The organism is Paenibacillus glycanilyticus (assembly GCF_030161375.1).
Taxonomy (GTDB): Bacteria; Bacillota; Bacilli; order Paenibacillales; family Paenibacillaceae; genus Pristimantibacillus; species Pristimantibacillus glycanilyticus_B.
Genome location: NZ_BSSQ01000004.1, coordinates 69,691 through 92,232, shown reverse-complemented (window position 1 = coordinate 92,232; position 22,542 = coordinate 69,691). Strand labels below are relative to the sequence as shown.

Genomic DNA, 22,542 nt, shown 5'->3' with positions numbered 1-22,542 from the left:
TCACTCCTTCGATGTATGAAGTTTTGAAGCGATGTCTTCCCCGAGCCAAGCTCCTTGCCGCAGAAGCTCGATTTGCAGCTTTGTTATATCCACATTCCGGCTGAGGCCATCCGTTTCGGCCGCCATTGATGCGGCCAATCCCGATGCTTGGCCCATCGCGAAGCAATTCGGCATAACCCGAAGCGAACCTTACACGACGCGGTCTGACGAAGCCGCGCGCCCGGCCACCCACACGTTATCGAGTCCAAGCGGCAGCATGCAGTGATACGGAACCCCATGCGATTTGCCCGGCGGAAGGTGATGAATATGCATGGCGCCGGAACTGCGAGCCATGTGAATATCGATGAAATAAGCATTGCGCGCAATATCGTCGTCAAACGATGCCATATTCATGAAATCTTCCTGCGTCAGCACGTAGTCGCCAACGATCCGCCTTGTCTCCCGAATTCCGATTTGTTCCCCGCTGGACACGAGATGGGCATGTTCAAAACCCGGTACATAAGCGCGGAAGAAATCTAGCTGGAGCTTGATCAGCTTGCGGCCTTCAACAGCGCCTGTCGTCAAATCTTCCGCCCGCGAACCGTCGACTCCAAACACATGACCGAAATTCACCCCTACAAGATAGTCGGAGATCCACGCCAGACCGGATACGGAATCACGACCTTGCGGCAGATCTCCTTCTGCCTGAGCTCGCTGAACCGCCTTATGAAGTTGATCCGTATCCCCGTTCTCCAGCAAATATTGCAGGAACCGAGGACGGTCGACGTTCGTCAGCATATAGCACATGGTAGCAGCCTGAAGCTCTCCGGCTTCCCCGCCTTTGTGGAACGGCGCTCCTGCCAGAGCAGCCAGATCGGCATCTCCCGTCGCATCAATAACCGTCTTCGCCCGGATAAAACTTCTGCCTGACTTGTTGACGATGACGACCCCTTCCATTCGGCGGCCATCCGCAGCCAACACGGTTTGGCTTACGAAGGTGTGCAGCAATACATTGGCACCGCTTTCAAAAACAGCTTCGTCATATACGCGCTTCAGCACTTCCGGATCGATCGGTACCCAATCCAGCTCAGAACCAAACCGCTCTTGATAATCCGGCTCGCAACCTGCTTTCATTCGCTCTAACAGTTCTAAACCAATTCCCCGGATAATGGCTTTCTCCCCGTCACTATACGGACAAAAGGCGGGAACAAGAGCAACTGTGCCCATCCCGCCAAGAAATCCCCGCTGCTCAATCAATAACGTACGCGCTCCCGATCTTGCCGCGGATATAGCGGCCGCTATGCCTGCCGGACCGCCTCCCGCCACTAGTACGTCTACATCAAGCAATACGGTCAGCTCTTCGGCTGGCAATGCTATTTTTCTCTCGAACATGGGTATCCTCCTTGGTACATCCAACCTTATCTATCCATTATAGAAAGGCCGGCCGGAGGATAGCGTGTAACCTCATTACCTGTTCTTATGCAAAGTTTTGACTTCTGGCTTCCGAATCGCCGGTAATTTGATTTTTGTACTCGCTTGGACTTTTGCCGCTGTACTTCTTGAACACTTTCGAGAAATAAGCCCGGTCGGAGAAACCAAGCGTATAGGCTACGTTCTCTACGGTCTCATTTTGCCGGCCCAGCATCGTGATGGCGATATTAATCTTGTACTGATTCACATAATCCGTGAAATTAATGCCAGCCAGCTTCTTGAAATATCTGGAGAAGTAACTAGCATTCAAGTGCAAGTGTTCCGACATTTCCTGGGACGTAATCATCCGGTCAACATGCGCATCCAGGAATTGGTCAATCTCTTGCAGACGGCTATCCTTCTCTTGAACCGACACCGGCGCATGCGTATGTTGCCGCCACAAATTGCGCAGCTCCCGCTTCGTCAAGGCGGCTGCCTCATTGATGTGGACAGCTTGTCCCAACCAGTTCAGGAAGTTGTTCTCGGCGACTCCGCTTGACTCCAAAGACATTTGCCGCACAAAATCCCCGCATACTTCTTTCGTTAGACGAGGCTGCAATTGTTCCGTCCCCGCTTGTTGAATCCACTGATTAACAGCCATGTCAATCCAGGCTGCATTTCCTTCTTCAAGCGCTTGGGACAACATATTCCGAACCTTATCCCATCTCCACTCCGTTGCTTGCCGAAAGGCCGGCCGTGGATTGAGAACATCAATCGGATTGATCAACTGAGGAGTCTTATAAAAATAATCGTCGCGGCATTCTCGCCATGCGCGGTACACTTGGCCGAATTGCCGGAGCGTAACGGTCTGCGTTGCATAAAAGCCGCGAACCGTAATTTTCAAGTAATGCTCTACTTTCTCTTGAAGAGAAGTTAAAAATGCGAGGAGCGGCTGATAAGAACAATCCGGATCCGGCACATTCCAGACGAAGCAGATGCCTTCCTCTGTCAAAATCGGCGTGATCCCATCCGATTCTCCGGATAACTCCATCGCAATATTGTATACGGCAAATTGGATTAACGGCATATCGCCGTAGCTGTACCGCTCAAACACGGAATCAGAGTCCAGATGAATAAAGCCTTGGCGGAAATACGGCAATCTCCAATTAATCCCCAAGCTCTCGCCGAACAGAAGCGTTTGGACCGATGGTCCTTCCGGGGACAACAATTGCTTGAAAAAGCTCTGCCGCAGCACTTCTTTGTTATGTTCAACCGTTTGCCGGAATGTATAATGCTCCAGCAATTCCTCCCGGCTGCGGTAGCGGCTCATCGCCTTGCGGAGACTGTGCATGAGTTGTTCGGGAGATAACTCGTCCTTGATCAGATAGTCATCCGCTTCCAACTGGAAGGCTTTCTTCGTATATTGGAAATCCTCATAACAGGTCAGAAATACGAGCCGTACTTCAGGCTTGATCATACGAAACGTCTCCGCGAGTTCCAGTCCATCCATTCCGGGCAGCCCAATATCAACAATGGCCAGATCAGGCAGCGTAGCATGGAAATCTTCAAGCGCCTGATCGCTATTGGAAGCGGAAGCGACAATGTCCAGCCCCAAATCCAATGACTGAAGCAAATAAGCCACATATTCCAACATAGGTACATCATCATCAATTAGCATCGCCTTCATGAATGACAGCCTCCTTGCTTATCGTCGTTATCGGTATGTTAAGAGTGAAGCTTAAGCCGTCGCCGTCTTCCCGTGACGCTGCCGTTAACCGAGACTGATAGCCGTATAACACCTGCAGCCTTCGGGCCGTATTAATCAATCCTACTCCCCTCTCGTTCTGCAAAGGGAGGTCCTGCTCCAAGCCATGAAGCTTCCGGTTAAGCCGCTCGATCTTATCCCCGCTCATTCCGCGCCCATTATCGCTGACGGTGATCTCCAGCCATTCCTGAGTAAGCCTGGCTGTAATTTGTATAGCCGGATGCTGAGGGCGGGCAGCAAAACCGTGGTAAATCGCATTTTCCACAATAGGCTGCAGCAATAATCTTGGCATTTGGAGCGACTCCGTGCCTTCTCCGAGTTCATGGGTAAAGGATATATCCATGCGGTTGCGGATTTGCATAATCTGAACGTAGCTCTCCAGTACCTTGCAGTCATCCGCCAGCTTCAGCGGCTGATCGATATGAACGTATGCGCGCAACATCTTCATCAAGGCATCAATCATGTTCCCATGCGGCTTGTCGCCAGTCATCAGCAAGCTGACTTTGATCGAATTAAGGGTATTGAGCAGAAAATGCGGCCGGATTTGCGCGGCAAGCGCCTGAAGTTCTAGCAAACGTTTCTCCTCTTGCTCGCTCTCTACCTTTTCCAGCAAGCCGTTAATATCGTCCAGCATATGGTTAAAAGCTGAAGACAATGCTGCTACCTCGTCTTTGCCATGAACCGGAATCCGGATATCCCGCTTGCCTCCGACATATTGCTTGATACTCGAGCGAAGTAGGCTAATCGGCTTATTGATATAACCCGCTAAGAGCATGGACAAGATTAAGAAGGTCAAGAAAAACAAACCGACGACCGAAAGCGTCACCAGAAATTCCCGGTTAATCTGGCTGTCGATGAAACTTCTCTTCATCTCTGCGCTTAACAGCCAGCCCGTCTTCGGAATCGCAACCTTGCTAACGAGCCTATTCTTGGCATCGCCGCTCTGCCCCCCGCCATTCCTCGCGATCATTCCGCCGGACTTGTCGGTTAAAGTGAAAGCGATGTCGGGATTGCCCGTATCCAGCAAGCTATGAAAATATGATTGCGGTATACCAATATATAAGGTAGCCAGCTTGGCATGATTGCGGGGATCGATAATGAAACGGACAGCGTAATAGTATTCCGGTGCGGCATTAGCCTCACCGGATGGGAACCATTGCAAAGCCGTCGTTTCCTTCTCGTTAAGTCCGATTGCTTCCTGCAGGAACGACTCCGGCAAGCTTGCAAATACGGGCGCCGAGCTATCGCCCATAATCATTTTGTTCTTCCGGTTCACCAGCATCATCTTGAGATTGGCATCTGCCGATTGCATGAGCAAAATATCCGCCATCGACATCAGATTGGAATAATGGTCGTACGTCTGGAAACTAGCAAAGCTTTCGGCATCTTTAAGATACCGAAAGCTTTCCAGAATATCAGGATTGTACGACTCCGAGAAATAGACGGAGGCAAAAGAAATGTTATCGATCGTTTTCTCGATCTGGTTCCCGATAACCGTAAGGGTCTCCATATTGGATCGGGTAAACTTATCGCTCACATTCTGCTTCAGAGAGGAGTACGACCAGAACGTTACGGCGATAAAAGGAAACAAAATCAGGATCAAGAACGAAAACTGCAATTTGCGATGCAGAGAAAATCGACTAAGCCATTCCATGAAGTGATCATCCTTGTCCCAAGCGTGTGCATTTTCCTTTTATTATAAAGTACTCCTCCGCACTTTTGCCTGTCAGTATTTCCTATTTATTCGCCTCGACGACTTTGTTTACTTCGTCTGTCATCGAAGCTTTCACTTCGTCAAAATCGCGGTTATCGAGCATATAGCTGGAGAAGCCGTCTTCTACGATTTTCTTCAATTCCGCGCCGTAAGGAACGCTGAACGCATCCGGCATTTTGTTATTTGGATCAAACAACGTATTAGCCAAAGAAGTGGTATCAATCAAATCGGTATTGTCTTTGAAGAAATCATTGATCAGCGCCGCGCCGTCTACGCCTTTGAAAGATGGAATTTCTTTCGTGTACTTATAAGCTTCTTTCGAAATCCATCTGATGAAATCATAAGCGGCTTCTTTATGCTCCGATTTCGCGCCAATCGCAAGTCCGCCGCCCGAAATGTTTGTCATGCCGACTTCCGTCGCATCGACAGAACGAGGAACCGGAGCGTACATCATTTGGAATTCATGCGGGAATTTCTCAAGGTTAAGACCGGCTCTTACCGCATAGCTTGGTACAACAAGCATACTCGCGTTACCTGCAAAGAACTGCTGCAATACGTGGTAATTCGATGCCAGCACGTCTGCATAAGGTTCTACGCTTTTGTCTTCCTGCTCCATCGCGCGGCGCAGTTCAAAGAAATATTTGAAGGAAGGATCATCAAAGATTGGTTTCATGTCTGCATCCAATTGCGGATTCGGACGTTCGGTATAAGCGATGACATCGGCGTATTCGCCCCATGTATGGAAGTACGTACCGTAATGCCCGTCCATGGTAAGTTTTTTGGCATAACCTCTGAAGTCATCCCACGTCCAGCCCATCTTAGGAAGCTCAAGACCCGCTTTCTCCAGATGATCTTTATTGAACACGGTGAACCATTGCGTCGAGCTTGTCATCAGCCCGTAAATATCGCTGTTTAATTTAATCACCTTGTTATACTCTTCTTCCGGTTTAACCGCTTCTTTCTCCAGGTACGAGTTAAGCGGTTCAACAACGCCACGCGATGCGCGCTCCAGCAATTCTTCCTCGCTGCCGGTCATAAATACGTCAACCGCTTCGCCGCCTGCCACGAGAATATCAAGCTTCTTCATGAAATCGGTACTATTGCTGTTTTGCACAAGCGACTCGTATTCCACTTCTACTTTGTCCTGCGATTCATTGTAAGCCTTTACAGCTTGGAACATCGGTTCTTCCTCAGTGCTGGCCTTAAAGGTATAGAATTTGATTTTCTCTTTGCCTGCCGGCTTCTCCGATTGTTCGGAAGCAGCCGGCTTGTTGCCGTTAGCCGCAGACGTATTGTTACCGTTGCCGCTATTGCCTCCGCATGCCGCAAGAGAGAACACTGTCAATGCGCTTACAAGTGTCAAAGCTATCTTTTTCATATTTAACTCCCCCTATAATTGTTTGCTGCAGGCTAATTATACAACTCTCATTTTTCTTATACCGTGTACAGATTTGAGATAAGCGCGTAGACATTTTTGACTTGTTATCCTTTGACCCCGCCGATCGCTATCCCTTCAATAACTTGCTTCTGCAAGGCCAGGAATAGAACCAATAGCGGAATAATAGCCGCAACGGAAGCCATCATCATGACGGCAATACGCGTGCCGAATTCCTCTTGGAAAAACTGCATGCCAAGCGGAATCGTAAACAGCTTCGAGGAGTTGAGCATAATAAGCGGCCCTTGGTAATCATTCCAGGTCCAAATGAACTTAATGATCCCAACCGTCGCCAGAATCGGCCGGCTAAGCGGCACCATGACGCTGATGAATACCCGGAAGAAACCCGCTCCGTCCAGCTCTGCCGCCTCCAGCATATCGTTATGGATACCAAGCATGAATTGCCGCAGCAGGAAAGCGAAGTAACTCGAGAAAATCCCCATTAGAATGAGCGCCCCATGGGAGTCGTACAGGCCTAATTCTTTGATCATGATATAGCGAGGCACAAGTGTCGCCTGCTCCGGAATCATCATGAAAGCCAGCATTAAGCTGAATACGGCTGCTTTCCCTTTAAATTGAAGCTTGGATAAGGCATAACCGGCCATCGCCGAGAACAATACCGTCGCAAGCGTTGAGATAACGGCAATCTTGATCGAATTCATATAGAACAGGCCAAACGATACATCGCCCATCCATACTGCCTTGAAGTTGCTGACCCAGTTCCAATCTTTCGGTATCCATTGGATCGGAAACGTCCATACGTCGCGCTCTGTCTTCGCAGAAGCAGACAACATCCATATTAACGGCAATAAGAAGAATAAAGATAAGACGGCGAACAGAAACGTTAGAATAATATTGCTTAATTTAAACTTTTGAAATGACATCGACCTAGCTCCTTTCTTCCGTGTTAGTAATGGACCTTCTTGCTTTGCGTCATCCAGGTAACGGACGTAACCAGCAGAATAATGAGGAACAGCACCCAAGACATCGCCGAAGCGTAACCCATCTGGAACCGTTCGAACCCTTCCTCATAAATCTGATACACAATAACCGTACTGGAGTAATTCGGCCCGCCGTTTGTTAGGAACTTGATCATGTCGAATACTTTAAATGACGAAATCGTGCTCGTAATAACGAGGAAAAAGGTTGTTGGACCTAAGAGCGGCACCGTAATCTTGCGGAACTGCTGCATGCCCGATGCCCCGTCGATCGTAGCCGCCTCATACAACTCGTCCGGAATGTTCGTCATCCCGGCGAGGAATATAATGATCTGGTAGCCAAGAATCTGCCAAATATAAATAATCATGATAGCGATCAGAGAGAAGCCCGTGTCTACCAGCCAACGCGGCGGATGGGACATTCCCATGTCCATGAGCAACTGATTCAGCGGCCCCTTGGAAGGATGGTACAAAGCTTGCCATACCGCCGCAATCGCTACCGTCGAGCAAATATAAGGGATGAAGAAAGCGGCTTTGAAATACGATTTGAAATGCAGCTTCTTATGGATCAGCGCCGCCAGAATGATACCCATCACAATCGTCAGCGGTACCGTTCCAACCGTAAACAGCACATTGTTCTTCAAAGCTTTAATAAAGTGATTATCCTTGAACAGATTAACAAAGTTATCGAATCCGATAAAATGAATGGCCGAAAAACCGCCTACTAGATTCCATTCCGTTAAGCTCAGGAACAAGCTGCATACTAGGGGGAATACGGATAGAATAAGCATGCCAATGACTTCCGGAGCTATAAAAATCCAACCCGCCCATTGCTCGCGCCGCTTGCGGGTCCAGTATGTTTTCTTCTCTGTTTTTGCCGCGGTCGCCTTCTGTACCATAACTTGATTACTCACCGGCATTCACCTCCTGCATGATCTCGGAAATCTCCGGTAAATAAGCGCCCTCTTCTTGTAATCTGCGGCGAAGCGTCGCAACATTCACCGCATGCACATCGTTATTCGCCTCTCGAGCAGCAAGCGCAGCGGCAAGTCCCGCCGCTTCCCCCATCGCCAGACAAACCGGCATAACCCGAACGCTGCCGAGCACTTGACGATCACAAGAGATACTGCGTCCGGCAACAAGCACGTTACGAAGTCCGCGCGGTGTCAGGCAACGGTACGGAATGCCATGCGAGTCGCCAGGGCCATACAACGTTAAGGCCAGATTCGAACCTTTGCCTCTCTGCTGCTCCGCCTTCGTGCCATGAATATCGAGGAAATAACTATTCCGGCAAATTTCATCTTCGAAGCTTTTGCGTTCCATATAATCCTGTGCCGTCAAAACGTAGTCGCCAATAATGCGCCGTGACTCCCGTGTGCCAATTAGCGTACCTGTCGTCATGACGAATGCATTCGCGAAGGCAGCAGGCTGAACCTTTGCCAGCATGTCCCGATAGTCTGCCGCCATCTTGCGTCCTTCGATCATCGCATCGGATACGCTGAACGTATCCGTGTTGTCTACGCCCCACAGATGCCCCGCATTAAAACCTACAGAGCCCGGCGCAACCATGTTGTTGCAAATATGCTTGTCCGGAATGCCAGGATATTGGCCCGATTCAAACACTTCATGAATAGGGCTTGAAGGATTTTCGGCGTGCAAATTCACCCCGTTTATATATGCGTAATCATCCACGTTGCCAAGGATGAAGCAATGGGTGGCAGGCTGAAGCTCACCGGTCTCCGCGTCCCCTTTCTCATACTCCGCTCCGGCCCAAGCCGCAACATCGCCATCTCCCGTACAATCGACAAATACTTTAGCCTGGAAAGCTTGCAGTCCGCTTTTATTCAGAACGACGATTGCCGTTACGTTGCCCTCTTCATCTCTCTCGACATCTGCCAGCGAGGTCAGGAACAACACCTTTGCTCCCGCTTCCGTCACCAGGTTATCGTATACCCGCTTCAGCTTCTCCGGCTCAATCGGCACCCAGTCGAGCGCGTCTTTGCGTACATGCGGCATTTGTGCTTTCAGCGTTTCAAACACTGTGGCCGCAAGACCGCGGTAGACCATCTTTTGCTTATCTGAAAATGGGCACCACGCAGGAACAAGTCCCGATGTCCCCATGCCTCCAAGACTTCCCGTCGCTTCGATCAGAAGCGTTCGCACTCCTTCTCGGGCCGCCGCAGCAGCAGCGGTACAGCCCGCTGGCCCGCCTCCAACTACAATGACGTCAAAGGAAGAATTGAGCGGGATCTGCTTGCTTTTTAGCGTAAATTGATTCATCTATTTAGCCCCACATTCCCGGCTGTCGATTATGCCTGATCAACTTGCCGATCTATTATGGAGCTAATTCTAGCATGGGATATCCGCGATTACGGTATAGCCTTGCGACTCGTTCAGGAGTAATATTTTTACCTTTTGCTTGTTTGGTGAAATGGAATCGAAAAAATAAAAACAGCGACGGTCCAAGACTCGAAAAAGTCTTAGACTGCCGCTGTTTGGATGAAACTTACGTTTACTCGGATATTGCTCGGCGAGCTATAAATACGAATTCCAGCCCCGGCCGATCCGGCGCGTCCCGAATTTCTTCGACAACAAATCGGGCTTCTGATAAGGCGTCCATTATTTCTTCCTTACTTCGGAACCGCAGTGTAGAGTCTGAAGTAAGCTCCTTGCCTTCCCTGCAAAATATAAAAGTATGCCGAAACGTTACCCACGGAAGGTTCACTTCCAAGAGATCGACCCATGTCTCCACTCTCCCGAAATCCGAACGTTCAAGACACTGGTAGGTGCTCTCCCGATTCCAATTGTTCCAAGCTTCCATAGCAGGATCCCTAACTTCAAATACCAGCCTTCCCCCCGGACGAATCGCCTCTTGGCAAGCACGGAGCATACCCGTCCACTCTTCGTCTGTTATAAAAACCTGCGCAACGTTCCCCGTCATCGTAACGAGATCTACCTGCATTCCTTGAATAGCATCAATTGTCCCATGAAGCCATTTGACCCTAGTACCGTAATCCTTGCCTTTTGCAACGTTAAGCGAAGCCATCGCCGGATCGATACCAATAACCTCCTTGCCCATGCTAGCCAATCTACAAGCAAGATTACCCGTCCCGCAGCCAAGATCAATAATGGAATGGGCCTGAAACTCCGTTGCCATCGAAGCATAATGATCAAGATCCGGACGGTCGGGAGTATCAAACCAGTCATATAATTCTGCAAGCCTAGGTTCCTCAAATATTTTGTCAGCCATCGGTAGACCTCCTGTTTGTTCTTCCCCATACACGAAGCGGTCCTACAAATGTCCAGCCCGATTTAAGGGCTGCGGTAAGGTACGTACCGCTTTCGTAACCCACCATAGGTAAACCCGGAAAATCTGATGCAACTATATGATGAATGTCCGACCATGTATGATCGATGTCAGCACTTGAAAACACGTTGGATATCCCTACCGCGCTGGCGCTTAGATTAGCGATAAATCCTGACACTTCACCCTTGTTCCTATATAAATAAATCTTTACATCTGAGCGCTTCATAAGGTCAGGTTTTATCACATTTTCTAAACCATGGGCGGAATTCCACTCTGCGAACTCATTGTCTGTTGTAACATGAATCCATCCAGACGGAATAGACTCCAACTTAACCACCGGTTCATGATAGATCCAGTCGGCTGTAAATAACAGTTCAAAATCATAAGGAGATAAATCTAGATTAGCGAAACTATCCTTGATCCCGCTAATTTCTTTATTTGTGATGATATCCATTACCTCATCAACAATTACATGCCTGCTTGATGTAATCATGTCTGGGTAATATGGCGGAGATTTCGATGTTGTCTTCCATATATGTTCGCTTGAAGTTGCAGTAATACCGTGCGTCTCGCATACGATTCCACACCAAACGATATTATTTAGTACAGCTGCATCAACTTTTTCACTCATAATGGCTTCCCCCTGCCTTTCTAGATACTCGGAACAATCACCTAACCTATTCTTATTGCTGATATGATGAATTCCTGCGCTTTAGTCAATAAAAAACAGCCGGACTCTATGCCGGCTGCTTGAACGTGAACTAGATCTTGGGGTAATCAACGACTACAACATTCTCGAGCAGACCGTCTAGCGACTTTACAAATTCCTGATGGAGAGGATGAGGTCCATATGCGCGAAGTGATTCAAGGCTATCGAATGTAACCCGCAATCCAAGCGTGTATCCGTGTATATTTTCCGTTTCTTCGGTTACGTTGAGACCTGCGCTCATATCGAGAATTCCGGGAATGTGATCCTGAAACCCCAGCAATTGATCCAGCAGTTCCTGGTGTTTGGCAGGCGTGATATTCGTATTAAACTTGAAAACGACGAGATGTTCATACATAGGTTTTACCTCCATTTATGTTAATTGCTCGGTAACTCTAATATCAGTGATTGTCCAATTGTTGATGAAAGAACGAGACAATTTAAAATAGAGAGATCCATGGATAATACCAGTCACATTATTCTCTTGATTATAATTGATTTTTTCAATATATACCAAGAACTCTCTCTTCTTCCATCCCGCTTCTACTCTTTTAATGGAATACTTAAATCGCGTTGTTTCATTAACGCTAGACCAGAAAGATTCTAATACAGCATTGTTGGTTGCATCTAATTCCTGAATCGATTCTCCCTGTATTGAAGCATCTAGTACTTTACTAACTGTATGATTGGGCGTGTAGAGCATAATGTAATAATAACTCGAAGCGATAGCAATGGCTGCTGCCAAGATAGTAATGAAAATGCTCGTTTTTCTACCCAAATCAACTTCTCCTTAGGTGTACGTTTACTTATATTCATTTACCTTCTGTCACGAATTTTTCAATGCGACTTCTAATGGCGTCACGCACTTCGCGGAATTTTGCCATGATTTCATCTTCCGAACCGGTTGCTTTGGCTGGATCCTCAAAGCCCCAATGCCATCTTTCGGCTTTGTCATTATGCACAACAGGGCAATTATCGTTGGCATGACCGCAAAGCGTGATAATGAAATCCGCATCTTTCAAAATTTCAGGGTCGATCACATCGGAAGTATGCCCCGAAATATCGACGCCAGCTTCATTCATGACTTGTACTGCCCGAGGATTTAGCCCATGCGCCTCAAGGCCAGCGCTTTTGACCTCATATGTCTCGCTGCCAAGCTCCTTCAAAAATCCGTCCGCGATTTGGCTTCTGCAAGAGTTGCCCGTACAAAGAAAATAAACTGTTTTTTTACTCATCGTTTTTGCCCCTTTATTCATTCTTCGCCCCACAACAACTGCTGCTACCTGTTCGAGCCGGCTTGAACATACAGCAAAGCTCCTCAGAGAGAATGTGGCTTACCTGTTCTTGATTGATTTCGTAATAGCTCCATGTGCCGCGCGTCTCCTTCGTGATAAAACCGGCATCCAGTAAAATCTTGAGGTGATACGACAGCTTGGATTGCGACATTTCGAAAATTTCAACGAGATCGCAGACGCAAGTATTTCCGCGTTGGGTCAGTTCATACATGATGTGAAGACGTTTTTCATCAGCAAGCGCTTTGAATTTCAATTCGTAATCTGCGAAAGAAAGTTCTGTCATGAAGCGCCCTCCTTACATTAAATCAACTTTTTTTGATTTATTTTATAAACTGAAATTACCATTCCTTTTCGCGCTAGTCAATCTGTTAATCAAAAAAAATTGATTAACATGAAGCTGCTGCCCTTCATGTCGGCAAAAACCAGCAACAGATCAGCGATCTGCTGCTGGTTTTTTATTTTGCTTTCGTTCTCCTATGACGTGCAAATTAGGTAATTGCAAGTACTTCACTTCTAAGTTTCCAAGACTCTTCTGCCAATTCAAGCAGTGCCCGAGCGACAAATAAAAGATGTCTTGATTTTTCTTCCTGTTTTTTTCTATCGACCTCTACTAAGTTACTTATCAACTTATCAATTACCATAATAAACCTAAGTGATGCACTGGCAATAAACCCAAATCTAACAAGTATGGGATTACCGTCCCACCCTTGATCTCTAAGTCCTTGTAAATAGTGTTGTAACAACTTTTCCTTGTAATCTGCAATCTTGTTAACTGGAATTTTATTCTTTATTAATGCATATCCAAACATTCGGCCCAGCTCTTCTCCTACACCTGAAATGCTTGCAAACTGCCAATCGATTGCTATTAAGGAATCAATGCCATTCAATTGCTCTATAAAAATGTTATCCCAGTGTACGTCTTGATGGGCGAATACACGAGGTAATAATTCTATTGTTTGCAATAAGCTATTTACCCGGTTTCTATTAATATGATAAAGCTCCCACATATAGCTGTTACCATCAAAATCCTCCAAGCAAGAATCCCAAATAACTTTTTGCTCCTCAATAGGTTTTGCATAAGCAGCACAAACCTCTACCCACGAACGAATCCAAGAGTGACATAAAAAAGACTCAGTAGGAAGAGGAGTTCCTGTTATGTACACTCCATTGAATTTTCCAAGTAAGCAGGAAATTTTTTGCATATGCTCTAACGACCAGTCAATTTGAAGTTCTTCAATTGCCATGTCCTCGAGCCAAATCCATACATTTTCTTCAGGATGCTCTTCTACTGCATAGCATAATGGCGCCCTTATACTATTTGGCAACTGATTCAGTATACCTGAACCATAAACCAAAGCTTCACGTTTCCAGTAGTAGTAGTGATCGACCTGATTGCGCAAATAATCGGGTTTTAATATTTTGAGTATTAATGCATAATTCCGCTCTCTATCGTTGTCTAGAAATGAACAAGAAACTCTATAAACCGAGCTCTCTTCCTTGTTGTTTCCAAGTGGACTGCAATTCCACGATAATAACTGTAAACAGTTAGAAGGTACGATTCTTCTTAAAAGGGATTGCAAATACGCAGAATCAATTATAAATTCATCTTTTGTATTTTCGGTTGTCTTCATTTTTTGACCTCTGTTTCTTCTAAACTATCTGTTCGATCTAAACAAACCATCATTATAAAGAGAATCTGCTCTTAATGATTTCAGCAACCTCATCAGCAGTTAAATTCGTATTGTTGATTCTAATGTAATTCGCTCTTTTTATTTCTCCCTCGAAGGAGTTTAACCGATGTTTCTCCGTTGTCTGTATCAAATTCCGCTCAGAACGGGCGACATCCCTTTTGGTTGGTTTATGCTCTAGTCTATGTGGCGTTTTGTTACGCTCCAATCTTTTCTCAAGATCGGCTTCTAACTCCACCAAATACACTTCGCCGTCTTTTTCTTCGATCGTCTTGCAAATCGCATCAACATAGTCCCAGTCACCATGCAAATCAAATCCCCATACATAAGTAAAAATCATTCCGTACATATCACAAATTTCATCCAACCATCCCCTCAATCACGAGATCTTGAAGCCTCTTCAGCCTAGCATAATACCCATCTTTATCCAATAGTTCCTCATGAGTTCCCATCTCAACGAGTGCGCCCTTATCCATGACGAGAATGCAATCGGCTTCCTTAATCGTCGCCAGCCGATGAGCGACCACTACGATCGTTTGGTGACCCTTAATCCGCTCTATTGTGTCTTGGATATATTGCTCAGAGATGGCATCGATGGAAGAAGTAATTTCATCAAACAATAAGATTGGAGCCTCTTTAAGCAAAGCGCGCGCGATGGAAATTTTTTGCCGTTGTCCGCCCGAGAGTTTCACGCCCGACTCTCCTACCCATGTCTGAAAGCCATCTTGGAAATGCTCGGCAAACTCGGAGACGCCCGCCCGAGAAGCCGCCAGATAGACGTCTTCTTCGGATGCGTCCTGACGGCCGAGAGCAATATTATCGAAGATCGTACCTTCAAACAATGGGCAGTCCTGCGGCACGTATGCCGTTTTATCGCGGAGATTCGCAAGCGGCGTGTCCGAAATTTCCTTCCCAAGCAAGCTCAAGCTTCCCTCGTATTCGTATAAACCTAGCAATAACTTAAGCAACGTGCTTTTGCCGCTTCCGCTCTCGCCAACTATGGCTAGCATCTTGCCTGCAGGGAGCGCGAACGAGACGTTGTCCAGTACTTTTCTATCCTTATAGCCAAACGACAGTTGCCTGCAAACAATCGCATTCGAAGGTTCTAAGGGGACTGTCTGCTCGTCTGTTGTTACTCCTTCTTCCTGCTGTAGATCCATTAACTCTAGCACCCGAACGCCACTAGTTAGACTACTTTGCATATTCGCCATCATAAACCCGATACCGGCAAGCGGATTAACAAGCATGCTGCCCATATTCATCAGGATTGGAATTTGCTCGATCGTAATGACCTCGTTCCTCCACAAAATGAAACCAATCCCTATACTGAAACAAACAACGAAACTCGCCTGAACTTGGCCTAACGTGTTTTGCAATGCCGTAAGCCGGACCGCGGCTACTTTCTTGCTCTGAAGTTCTCGGCAAACATGCTCGTATTGATCCAGCATGACAGACTTGCCGCCATAGAACCGAAGCATCTCGGCATTGGTTAACAAGTCGGATAACCCCATTACCGATTTAGACACCTGGGCTCTTGCGATACTATGCCTAACCCTGGCCGGAGCGATGAATTTAACATTAATCCACAGCATGAGTAAGCCAAGCAACGTAAGGATGATTCCGCTCAGCCAACTCACAGAGAATACCGTCACGATAGAGGCAATTAACGTAAAAAGCAATCCGCTGGCGTTCTGTATCGTTTTCTTGAATACCTCGGAAGCGGCATTGACGTCTCCGTCCAATCGGACGAGCGTATCTCCGGCATGTTTGCTCGCGATCGCGCTCAATTTGGATGTCAAGATACCCGAGAATGCCTTCAGCCGCATGCTTTTTGTTGCACGCTCTGCGTCTCGGTTGGCAACAGCATTCGAAACCGCAACGATAATAAGCAGAAGGACATACATGCTCGCATACCGGATCATATCCGTTATCGCCGCTTGGTACGTACCGTTCGTGACCGCGCCAAGCACCTTGCCAAGCAACAGCGCCATGATTAAATTCTCGAAATAGCTTGATACGGATACTACGATCGAACTGGACGCATAGCTTCTTTTCCATGGCAGGATGTAAGCGAATAAAGGTTTCATTTCTCTAATTAGCTCCATTGCATAACCTCCGCACGGTCCTTAAAGGATTGAAGTTTCAGCATTTCCAGATAAGGGCCATTACATTGAATCAATTCATCGTGGGTTCCGCATTGCACGATTTGTCCTTGTTGAAGCACATAGATACGGTCCGCGTTCTGAATGGTCGCCATACGATGGGCAATCGTTATCGAAGTTTTGCTTTTCGTCAGCAACTGTAAGCATGCCTGTACCTTCTCTTCCGTAACGGCATCCAATGCCGAGGTAGGTTCGTCCAGCAGAATCAGTTCGGCATCCTTCAGTAATGCGCGCAGAATGGTAATTCGTTGCTTCTCGCCGCCGGATAACTCAATCTCGGATTCTCCCACATGCTTGTCCAATCCTTCGTCCGCCAACATATATTCCAAGCCGGCTTCTCTACACAGGTCAGCAAGCCGTTCGTCCTCCAACTTCACCTGGCCGGGCAATAAATTGTCCCGCAGCGTGCCAGGGAACAGCTGGTTTTTCTGACTGACGAACGCAATATGCCGACGCATGGCTTCCTTCTCCCACTCATCCGTAGTCAACCCCATAAACTCGACGCGACCACTACCTGGCTCAACAAATCCGCATATTAATTTCATCAGCGTTGATTTGCCTGAACCGCTGGAGCCGACAATCGCTATGGATTCCCCTAGGCGTATTTCCATCGAGACGCCCCGAAGAACCTCTTTCTCCCCCGGGTACGCAAAATGTACATCCTCCAGCTTAACGACGCAGCCGCTGTCCCGATCAGGCTTGGCCCTACTGCCATTCTCTTCTTCAGGCAAGGACAAAAAGCCATAGATCCGTTCGCAAGCAACTTGAGCTTTTCTGAGATAAGCTACGATATCCGGCGTGTCCTGCAGCCAACCAAAGAAACCGCCGCTGATCGCGACAAGCGACAGCAATTCGCCTTGCGACAATGTCCCCTTGGAAATCCGCCATACGCCTAGCGCGATAATCGCGATCAGCGGAATGAATCCGATTGCTTTTCCCGCCGCCGCGACATAAGCAATGGTTCTGCCATTCTTAATAGCCGCATCTGTGGATTGTTGAACGGCTTGCTCATACTGGGCATAAACCTTGCGCTCCAGACGGAACGATTTGATTAAGGCGATAAAATGTATGCCTTCTTTCGCTCGCTGCTGCGAATGCGCCAACTGGCTTCTAAATACGCGCTCATGGGCACGGACCTGCTTGGTCATTAGGATGCTTAGGGGAAGAACAACCAAGGAAAGGGAAATAAAGACGATGGTGATTTCTATGTCTACCGATAGCATAAATGCCGTTACGCCGATCAGCTGCACGAACAGTGTCGTGATCATGGATAGACCGTAATAGGTAAAGCCGTTAAGCATATCCATTTCCGAGCCCAAATGGGAGATAATCGTACCGCTATCGTGGGTCTCCAAATAAGGCATGCGAAGTTTTGTCGTCTTCCTGCCGATCGCTAGCCGCAACCGCAGCATGACTTCTTCGGACATCCGGCCCTTCGTATAGGTCGATATGCCGTGAAATGGGGATGCCAAGAACGCAGAGCCAAGCAATAATAGAAACGACGCCATAAACGTTTCTTTATGGTCAAGAATATCGTCAGCGACCGTTCCTATCATCTTTCTCATATAGAAGTCCATTAACAAATACGAGATTGTGGCCAAAATGCTCGTAAGATAAAACCCCCAGCTCCTAAATACGTCTTGCATTAGACGGGCAGCGGGGCCTGAAAAGCTTGTCCGATTATTCACTGCGATCACCTACATTCCTTGTGGTAAGTGGCATGTAATCCAACTGAACAAATTCGATGAAGCCATTCTTAGAAGGTTCCAAAAATAGGAAGCAATCTCATTACTCTACCATATAAAGGAATTACTCTACTATCCTCGTAAACGACATGATCTATGTAATAACGCGACATTTAGGAATGTAAAATTACATTTCAGCTGAGGGCAAACTTGAATGCAAAAAAAACCGCGTAATCCGCGGCTTATAATCCATATATTTCTCTGTCTTTTATTTCCGGCAGATAAAGATTAGTTCACGGTGGTCTGCGGTAGCCCGTTCGTCGCTGAAATCGCCAAAGATCTGTATGTCGTTAAATCCAGCGCGCTCCAGCATCAATACCAACTCGTTCTTCGTATAATCATCTAGCCTTTGCGTGTGAATTTCCTCTTTGATAAGTTCACCTTCTTGCCATAGCCGGAGTCTCATCTGACGGGTGGCGACGTTCTCCAAGGGATCTGTCTCAAGTGATCGGGCAGCTATTTCCAGCTCCGTGCCGTCGGCCAGGCGCTGGCGTTCACTGGATGCGGGCCATTCCTCGGGCCCAGCCTGCCTGTACTCAGGCAACCTCGCCAGCCAAGCGGGTGGGTCATTCCATCGCGCCGCATAGTTGAATGCGAACACGCCGCCTGGACGTAGATGTTCATGGCAGCACTGCATGGCCTGCATAGTCAGACGATGCTCTCCACCTATACCAATGACTCCACATGCAAATATAGTCCCGTAGCGCCGGGGCAAGTCCAGCTTGTGCATGGCCTGCGCATAGAGCCGGGGTGTAAGGCCTTGCTGGGCTGCTCGCTCCTGACAGACCGCAAGCATATCCTCCGAATAATCGCAGCCATCCACATCCAGACCAGCCTGCAAATATTGGATCAACAAACGTCCACCACCGCAGCCCAGATCAAGCGCCGGTTGCCCGAACGACTCAATTAATTTTTTGAAGTACGCTGCTTCCGGACCGGATTCCGTCCACAATTCGGCATGCGCCCGCGCGACTAGGCCATAGTGCCATATCTGAGGTTGTTGCATATTTGAATGGCCTCCTACAAGTTGATCAGGGGCATACAATGCCATGCATTGTTCGAACTAAGCATGTGGATGCCCGTATTTGCTTTATTCTATTCCGCGTTCTCTGTAGGATTACTGACTGTTTTTATAAAACCATTTTTTCTCAATGGCTTATTAAAAGAAACAGCTGCGATTCGCCGGCTGCTTCTTGGGTTGTGTTGAGTAGGTTCTCCGTTCATTAAATGCTGTCGGTATTCGATCCGTACAGGCTACCAATTCAAAGAGGCCAACCGATAGATTCGGTTGGCCTCTCCTCATTAATAACAGTTAATTTGGAAGATACGGGCGTGATCCAAGCCGTTGGTACCTTCAATGTCAAATCGAAGTTTACGAACATCGTCCAGGCTCACTTTGAACACAAGCTGCCGCTGGTAATTATCGCGGACAGATACAACTTCTTGCGGTACTCGATCGCAATCCGCGAACGTTGCCGTTACCCGGAAGTCCTTCACCGTCTCCGGTTGCGCTCTCCACTCGAACAACCTTAACACCTCGTCCGAGTGGGTTAACGTTAATCGGCGATGCATGCCGGTGTCGAATACGATAACGATTTCCTTAATGGACACTGGCGATTCCCACTCCAGCTCGATCCAGGGTGCAGGATCGGAGGCTTCAGACATCCAGCGGTGCGTTCCAGGGACAGCTAACTCCGACTGTACGCCACCCGCTCCATGCATAGCACGCGTATGCCCGTCAATGACGTTAACCGCATGGCCATCCTGCTGTTCGGAAGAAGCTCGAATATTGGCAGCTGCGCCCAAATTATCCTGTAACGGTGCAACTCCTGGCAAATAAGCGTCTTGCAATAATAATTGCTGTTGAACGTTCTTCAAGAACTCACCGTCCCGGGATAAATCATGGAGGTGATCCTCTTCACGAATAGCTAAAGCGGCAGCCGTTCCTGCTCCTTGCCCCATAACGGCACAAGTTCCCATTACACGCGTGCTCGAAAAAGCAATATGCGTTGCGGAGATGTTGCGTCCCGCGAACATCAGGTTTTCTACATTGGCGCTAATTAACGCGCGAAGCGGAATGCCGTATACATACGGACTAAACGGCTGATGGGCGGGATCCCGATCCTTCGCGTCAATCCCTTCCGGCGGATGGGTATCCATCGGCCAGCCTCCGAAAGCAATGACATCTTCAAATAGTGTCGCTTGCTCCAAGTCCCTCTGCGTCAGCAAATATTTCCCGAGAAATCTCCTTGACTCCCGTTTGCCCGGAACAAAACCGAACCAATCCAGCGCCCAATTGTCCGATTCCGGATGGTTGCCGCTATTCTTGATATGGTCCCATACGCCAAGCATGATACCTAACAGTTCATCCCGTATGAATTCATTATCCGCAATCGTATCCATCATGCCGCCAAACTCTACCCACCAATAGCCATATTCCCATGTACTGTGGTTGCGGAATTTCAAGTCTTCTTCCGTAAACTTCTTCGCCCATGGCGGCGGAGCGAAACGCATAGGGCGACCCATATCGCGGGTCGTAAACAGCAGAGACGAGCCAAGCCGGTAATCATCTCCCCGTTCGCGGGCTAATGTCTCCTCGTATTCCCCGGACGCTTCGCGGCCGGTTTTGTAGAGAGCGCCCGCTTCCTTGCCAAGTCTGCCGTCTCCCGTGCAATCGATATAGATGCTGGCGTTGATTCGGAACAGATGCTCGGTGCTCTCCCGGGCAGCAAGCGCGGATTTAATCCGCTTCCCTTCCATATCCACGCCGATCAGCGTTGTATTGAGCAATAGCGTCAGATTGGATTCCGCCCTGCATTTCTCGTACAGAATCAAGTCGAACATGGAAGCGCTCCGCTGCGTGTTGCGGACGGCATTCTCCAGCAGAATCTCCTCAAGAATGCCGCCTTCCCTTGCTTCCGTCTCAAGTTCCTTCCCCCGTTTGGAGTTGGCCGCCCCAACAATGTGCATCCTGATTTCCGAAGAGGCATTGCCGCCAAGGACAGACCGGTCCTGTACCAGTACAACCTTCGCTCCATTGCGCGCCGCAGCAAGTGCCGCGGCCACCCCCGAAATTCCTCCGCCAGCAACCAAAATATCGGTATCCATATGTACAAGCTTCTCAGCACTCATTTGAAAGATCCTCCTGTCTACAACATGTGACCCTATTGTAGCAAGGGAAAACGGGAATCACGGTATAGCTTTCCTACTCGATGACGTGTATTATTTTGACCCTTAACCTTGAATCGCTTTGTCAATCGGGAAAGGCATTCCAGACCACGCTTTCTTGGAAGTCCAATCCGCTTCCCCATGCCAGAAGGGATGCTCCGGAGTCAGACCAAGAGGCAGGAATACCGCTGCGCATAAATACAAACTCCCAGTCGAAATGTACCCTTCCCCAATCTCTTCCTGATCGCCGCAAAAGCCTATGCGCAGCCAACCGTTCTCGTCAAACGTTCCCGGCTGCTCGATCATCCGGCGGATGACGAGCGTCAGCGCGCAACGCACTTGATTAGGCGTTATCTCCTCAGGGAGCCATTCCTGAAGAGCTGCCTGCGACAGCAATTGAAAGGCACCGAAACGATAAGCCAAAGAACGGCCTATCGGAGGAAAAGTCCCCTCTGGCGATATAAGCCTCTCCTGCTGGGCGGCATGGCGCGAAGCCCGCTTAATAACCGTTGCCGTTAACGACTCCCATTCCGGTATTTCCGCGCCTATTGTCCGGACAACATCAACCAGCATCGGTTGAATGACAAATCCGTTATAGTAGTCCCAATGAAACGCCGGTCCATCTCCATAAACCCCGTCACCCAAATACCATTCCTGATGTTTTCTCAGGGCATAATCGATGCGCATCGGATCCCAATCCTCATCCAGCAAATACAAGGCGGTTTCCGTTGTTGCCGCAAACAAGAGCCAGTTGTTATAAGCCGGCTTTCTGGATCTTGTAGCCTTCAAACAACGAATGACATTTTGTTTAACCCGCGGATCCAATTTACTTAGCAGCTCTTTCGGTGCACGAATAAGCGCGTGAGACAGGAAAGCAGCATCTACAATCGGTTGATGACCACTCGCAAAATTCATAAAGTCCGGAGAATCGGAGTCAGTCGCAGCGTCAATAGCTTCTCTTGCCAATTGCGCCATAGCACTCCGTTGCTCCTCTTCCTCACCCGTTAACCCCGTCCGTTCCAGCCAAGGAGCCATTCCTGTCAACAATCGTCCCAATGCTTCCAAGTAGGCATATTCGCTGCGATCGCCGGATTTATCTTGAACGGGCATCCGTTCTTTGAGCTTGCGCTCGGCCAACGCTTCCAATACCGGCTTGCCGATCCGCAGCATCCAAGTTAACCATTGCTCCCGATCCTTCTTGACATTATCCATCCTCGCAACATCCTCCCG

At 48.2% G+C, this 22,542-nt stretch carries 18 protein-coding genes and 2 pseudogenes; all 20 read right to left on the bottom strand.

What is annotated here, in order from left to right:
- Window positions 1-1,371 (bottom strand): annotated as a pseudogene (locus tag QQK89_RS05090) (FAD-dependent oxidoreductase).
- Window positions 1,372-1,456: 85 nt separating this feature from the next.
- Window positions 1,457-3,076 carry a response regulator transcription factor gene (locus tag QQK89_RS05085; RefSeq protein WP_284237392.1) on the bottom strand — a complete coding sequence of 540 codons (1,620 nt, stop codon included), beginning with the start codon at window positions 3,074-3,076 and terminating at the stop codon, window positions 1,457-1,459.
- On the bottom strand, window positions 3,057-4,808 hold the full coding sequence (locus QQK89_RS05080) for a sensor histidine kinase (RefSeq protein WP_284237391.1): 1,752 nt from the start codon (window positions 4,806-4,808) through the stop codon (window positions 3,057-3,059). The genes QQK89_RS05085 and QQK89_RS05080 overlap by 20 nt, the downstream gene beginning before the upstream one ends.
- Window positions 4,809-4,890: 82 nt before the next feature.
- Window positions 4,891-6,246, bottom strand: coding sequence for an ABC transporter substrate-binding protein (locus QQK89_RS05075; protein ID WP_284237390.1), 1,356 nt, complete (start codon window positions 6,244-6,246; stop codon window positions 4,891-4,893).
- A 104-nt stretch (window positions 6,247-6,350) separates the two neighbouring features.
- Window positions 6,351-7,187, bottom strand: a complete 837-nt coding sequence (locus QQK89_RS05070) for a carbohydrate ABC transporter permease (RefSeq protein WP_284237389.1) — start codon at window positions 7,185-7,187, stop codon at window positions 6,351-6,353.
- Between the two features lie 23 nt (window positions 7,188-7,210).
- Window positions 7,211-8,140, bottom strand: coding sequence for a carbohydrate ABC transporter permease (locus QQK89_RS05065; RefSeq protein WP_434481628.1), 930 nt, complete (start codon window positions 8,138-8,140; stop codon window positions 7,211-7,213).
- 7 nt (window positions 8,141-8,147) lie between these two features.
- A complete protein-coding gene (locus tag QQK89_RS05060) occupies window positions 8,148-9,521 on the bottom strand; it encodes an FAD-dependent oxidoreductase (RefSeq protein WP_284237387.1) in 1,374 nt (457 codons plus the stop codon).
- Window positions 9,522-9,753: 232 nt separating this feature from the next.
- Entirely contained in the window at window positions 9,754-10,491 is a 738-nt protein-coding gene (locus tag QQK89_RS05055) for a class I SAM-dependent methyltransferase (RefSeq protein ID WP_284237386.1), read from the bottom strand.
- Window positions 10,484-11,179, bottom strand: coding sequence for a hypothetical protein (locus QQK89_RS05050; RefSeq protein ID WP_284237385.1), 696 nt, complete (start codon window positions 11,177-11,179; stop codon window positions 10,484-10,486). Before QQK89_RS05050 ends, QQK89_RS05055 begins: the two co-directional genes overlap by 8 nt.
- A 130-nt stretch (window positions 11,180-11,309) precedes the next feature.
- Window positions 11,310-11,612 carry a Dabb family protein gene (locus QQK89_RS05045; protein WP_284237383.1) on the bottom strand — a complete coding sequence of 101 codons (303 nt, stop codon included), beginning with the start codon at window positions 11,610-11,612 and terminating at the stop codon, window positions 11,310-11,312.
- A 15-nt stretch (window positions 11,613-11,627) separates the two neighbouring features.
- Entirely contained in the window at window positions 11,628-12,032 is a 405-nt protein-coding gene (locus tag QQK89_RS05040) for a hypothetical protein (RefSeq protein WP_284237382.1), read from the bottom strand.
- 34 nt (window positions 12,033-12,066) lie between these two features.
- Window positions 12,067-12,489, bottom strand: a complete 423-nt coding sequence (gene arsC / locus QQK89_RS05035) for an arsenate reductase (thioredoxin) (protein ID WP_284237381.1) — start codon at window positions 12,487-12,489, stop codon at window positions 12,067-12,069.
- Window positions 12,490-12,502: 13 nt separating this feature from the next.
- The gene (locus QQK89_RS05030; RefSeq protein ID WP_284237380.1) at window positions 12,503-12,832 is read right to left on the bottom strand and encodes an ArsR/SmtB family transcription factor; all 330 of its coding nucleotides are present in this window, start codon (window positions 12,830-12,832) and stop codon (window positions 12,503-12,505) included.
- Between the two features lie 205 nt (window positions 12,833-13,037).
- Window positions 13,038-14,180, bottom strand: a complete 1,143-nt coding sequence (locus tag QQK89_RS05025; protein WP_284237379.1) for a hypothetical protein — start codon at window positions 14,178-14,180, stop codon at window positions 13,038-13,040.
- 52 nt (window positions 14,181-14,232) lie between these two features.
- Window positions 14,233-14,589 (bottom strand): annotated as a pseudogene (locus QQK89_RS05020) (shikimate kinase); the annotation flags it as partial.
- 7 nt (window positions 14,590-14,596) lie between these two features.
- Window positions 14,597-16,342, bottom strand: a complete 1,746-nt coding sequence (locus tag QQK89_RS05015; RefSeq protein ID WP_284237377.1) for an ABC transporter ATP-binding protein — start codon at window positions 16,340-16,342, stop codon at window positions 14,597-14,599.
- Window positions 16,333-18,045, bottom strand: a complete 1,713-nt coding sequence (locus QQK89_RS05010; protein ID WP_284237591.1) for an ABC transporter ATP-binding protein — start codon at window positions 18,043-18,045, stop codon at window positions 16,333-16,335. Before QQK89_RS05010 ends, QQK89_RS05015 begins: the two co-directional genes overlap by 10 nt.
- A 307-nt stretch (window positions 18,046-18,352) precedes the next feature.
- Window positions 18,353-19,150, bottom strand: coding sequence for a class I SAM-dependent DNA methyltransferase (locus QQK89_RS05005; protein WP_284237376.1), 798 nt, complete (start codon window positions 19,148-19,150; stop codon window positions 18,353-18,355).
- Window positions 19,151-19,446: 296 nt separating this feature from the next.
- Window positions 19,447-21,276 carry an FAD-dependent oxidoreductase gene (locus QQK89_RS05000; protein WP_284237375.1) on the bottom strand — a complete coding sequence of 610 codons (1,830 nt, stop codon included), beginning with the start codon at window positions 21,274-21,276 and terminating at the stop codon, window positions 19,447-19,449.
- Window positions 21,277-21,378: 102 nt separating this feature from the next.
- Window positions 21,379-22,524 (bottom strand): DUF2264 domain-containing protein, encoded by a 1,146-nt coding sequence (locus QQK89_RS04995; protein WP_284237373.1) that lies wholly within the window; start codon window positions 22,522-22,524, stop codon window positions 21,379-21,381.
- Between the last annotated feature and the right edge of the window lie 18 nt (window positions 22,525-22,542).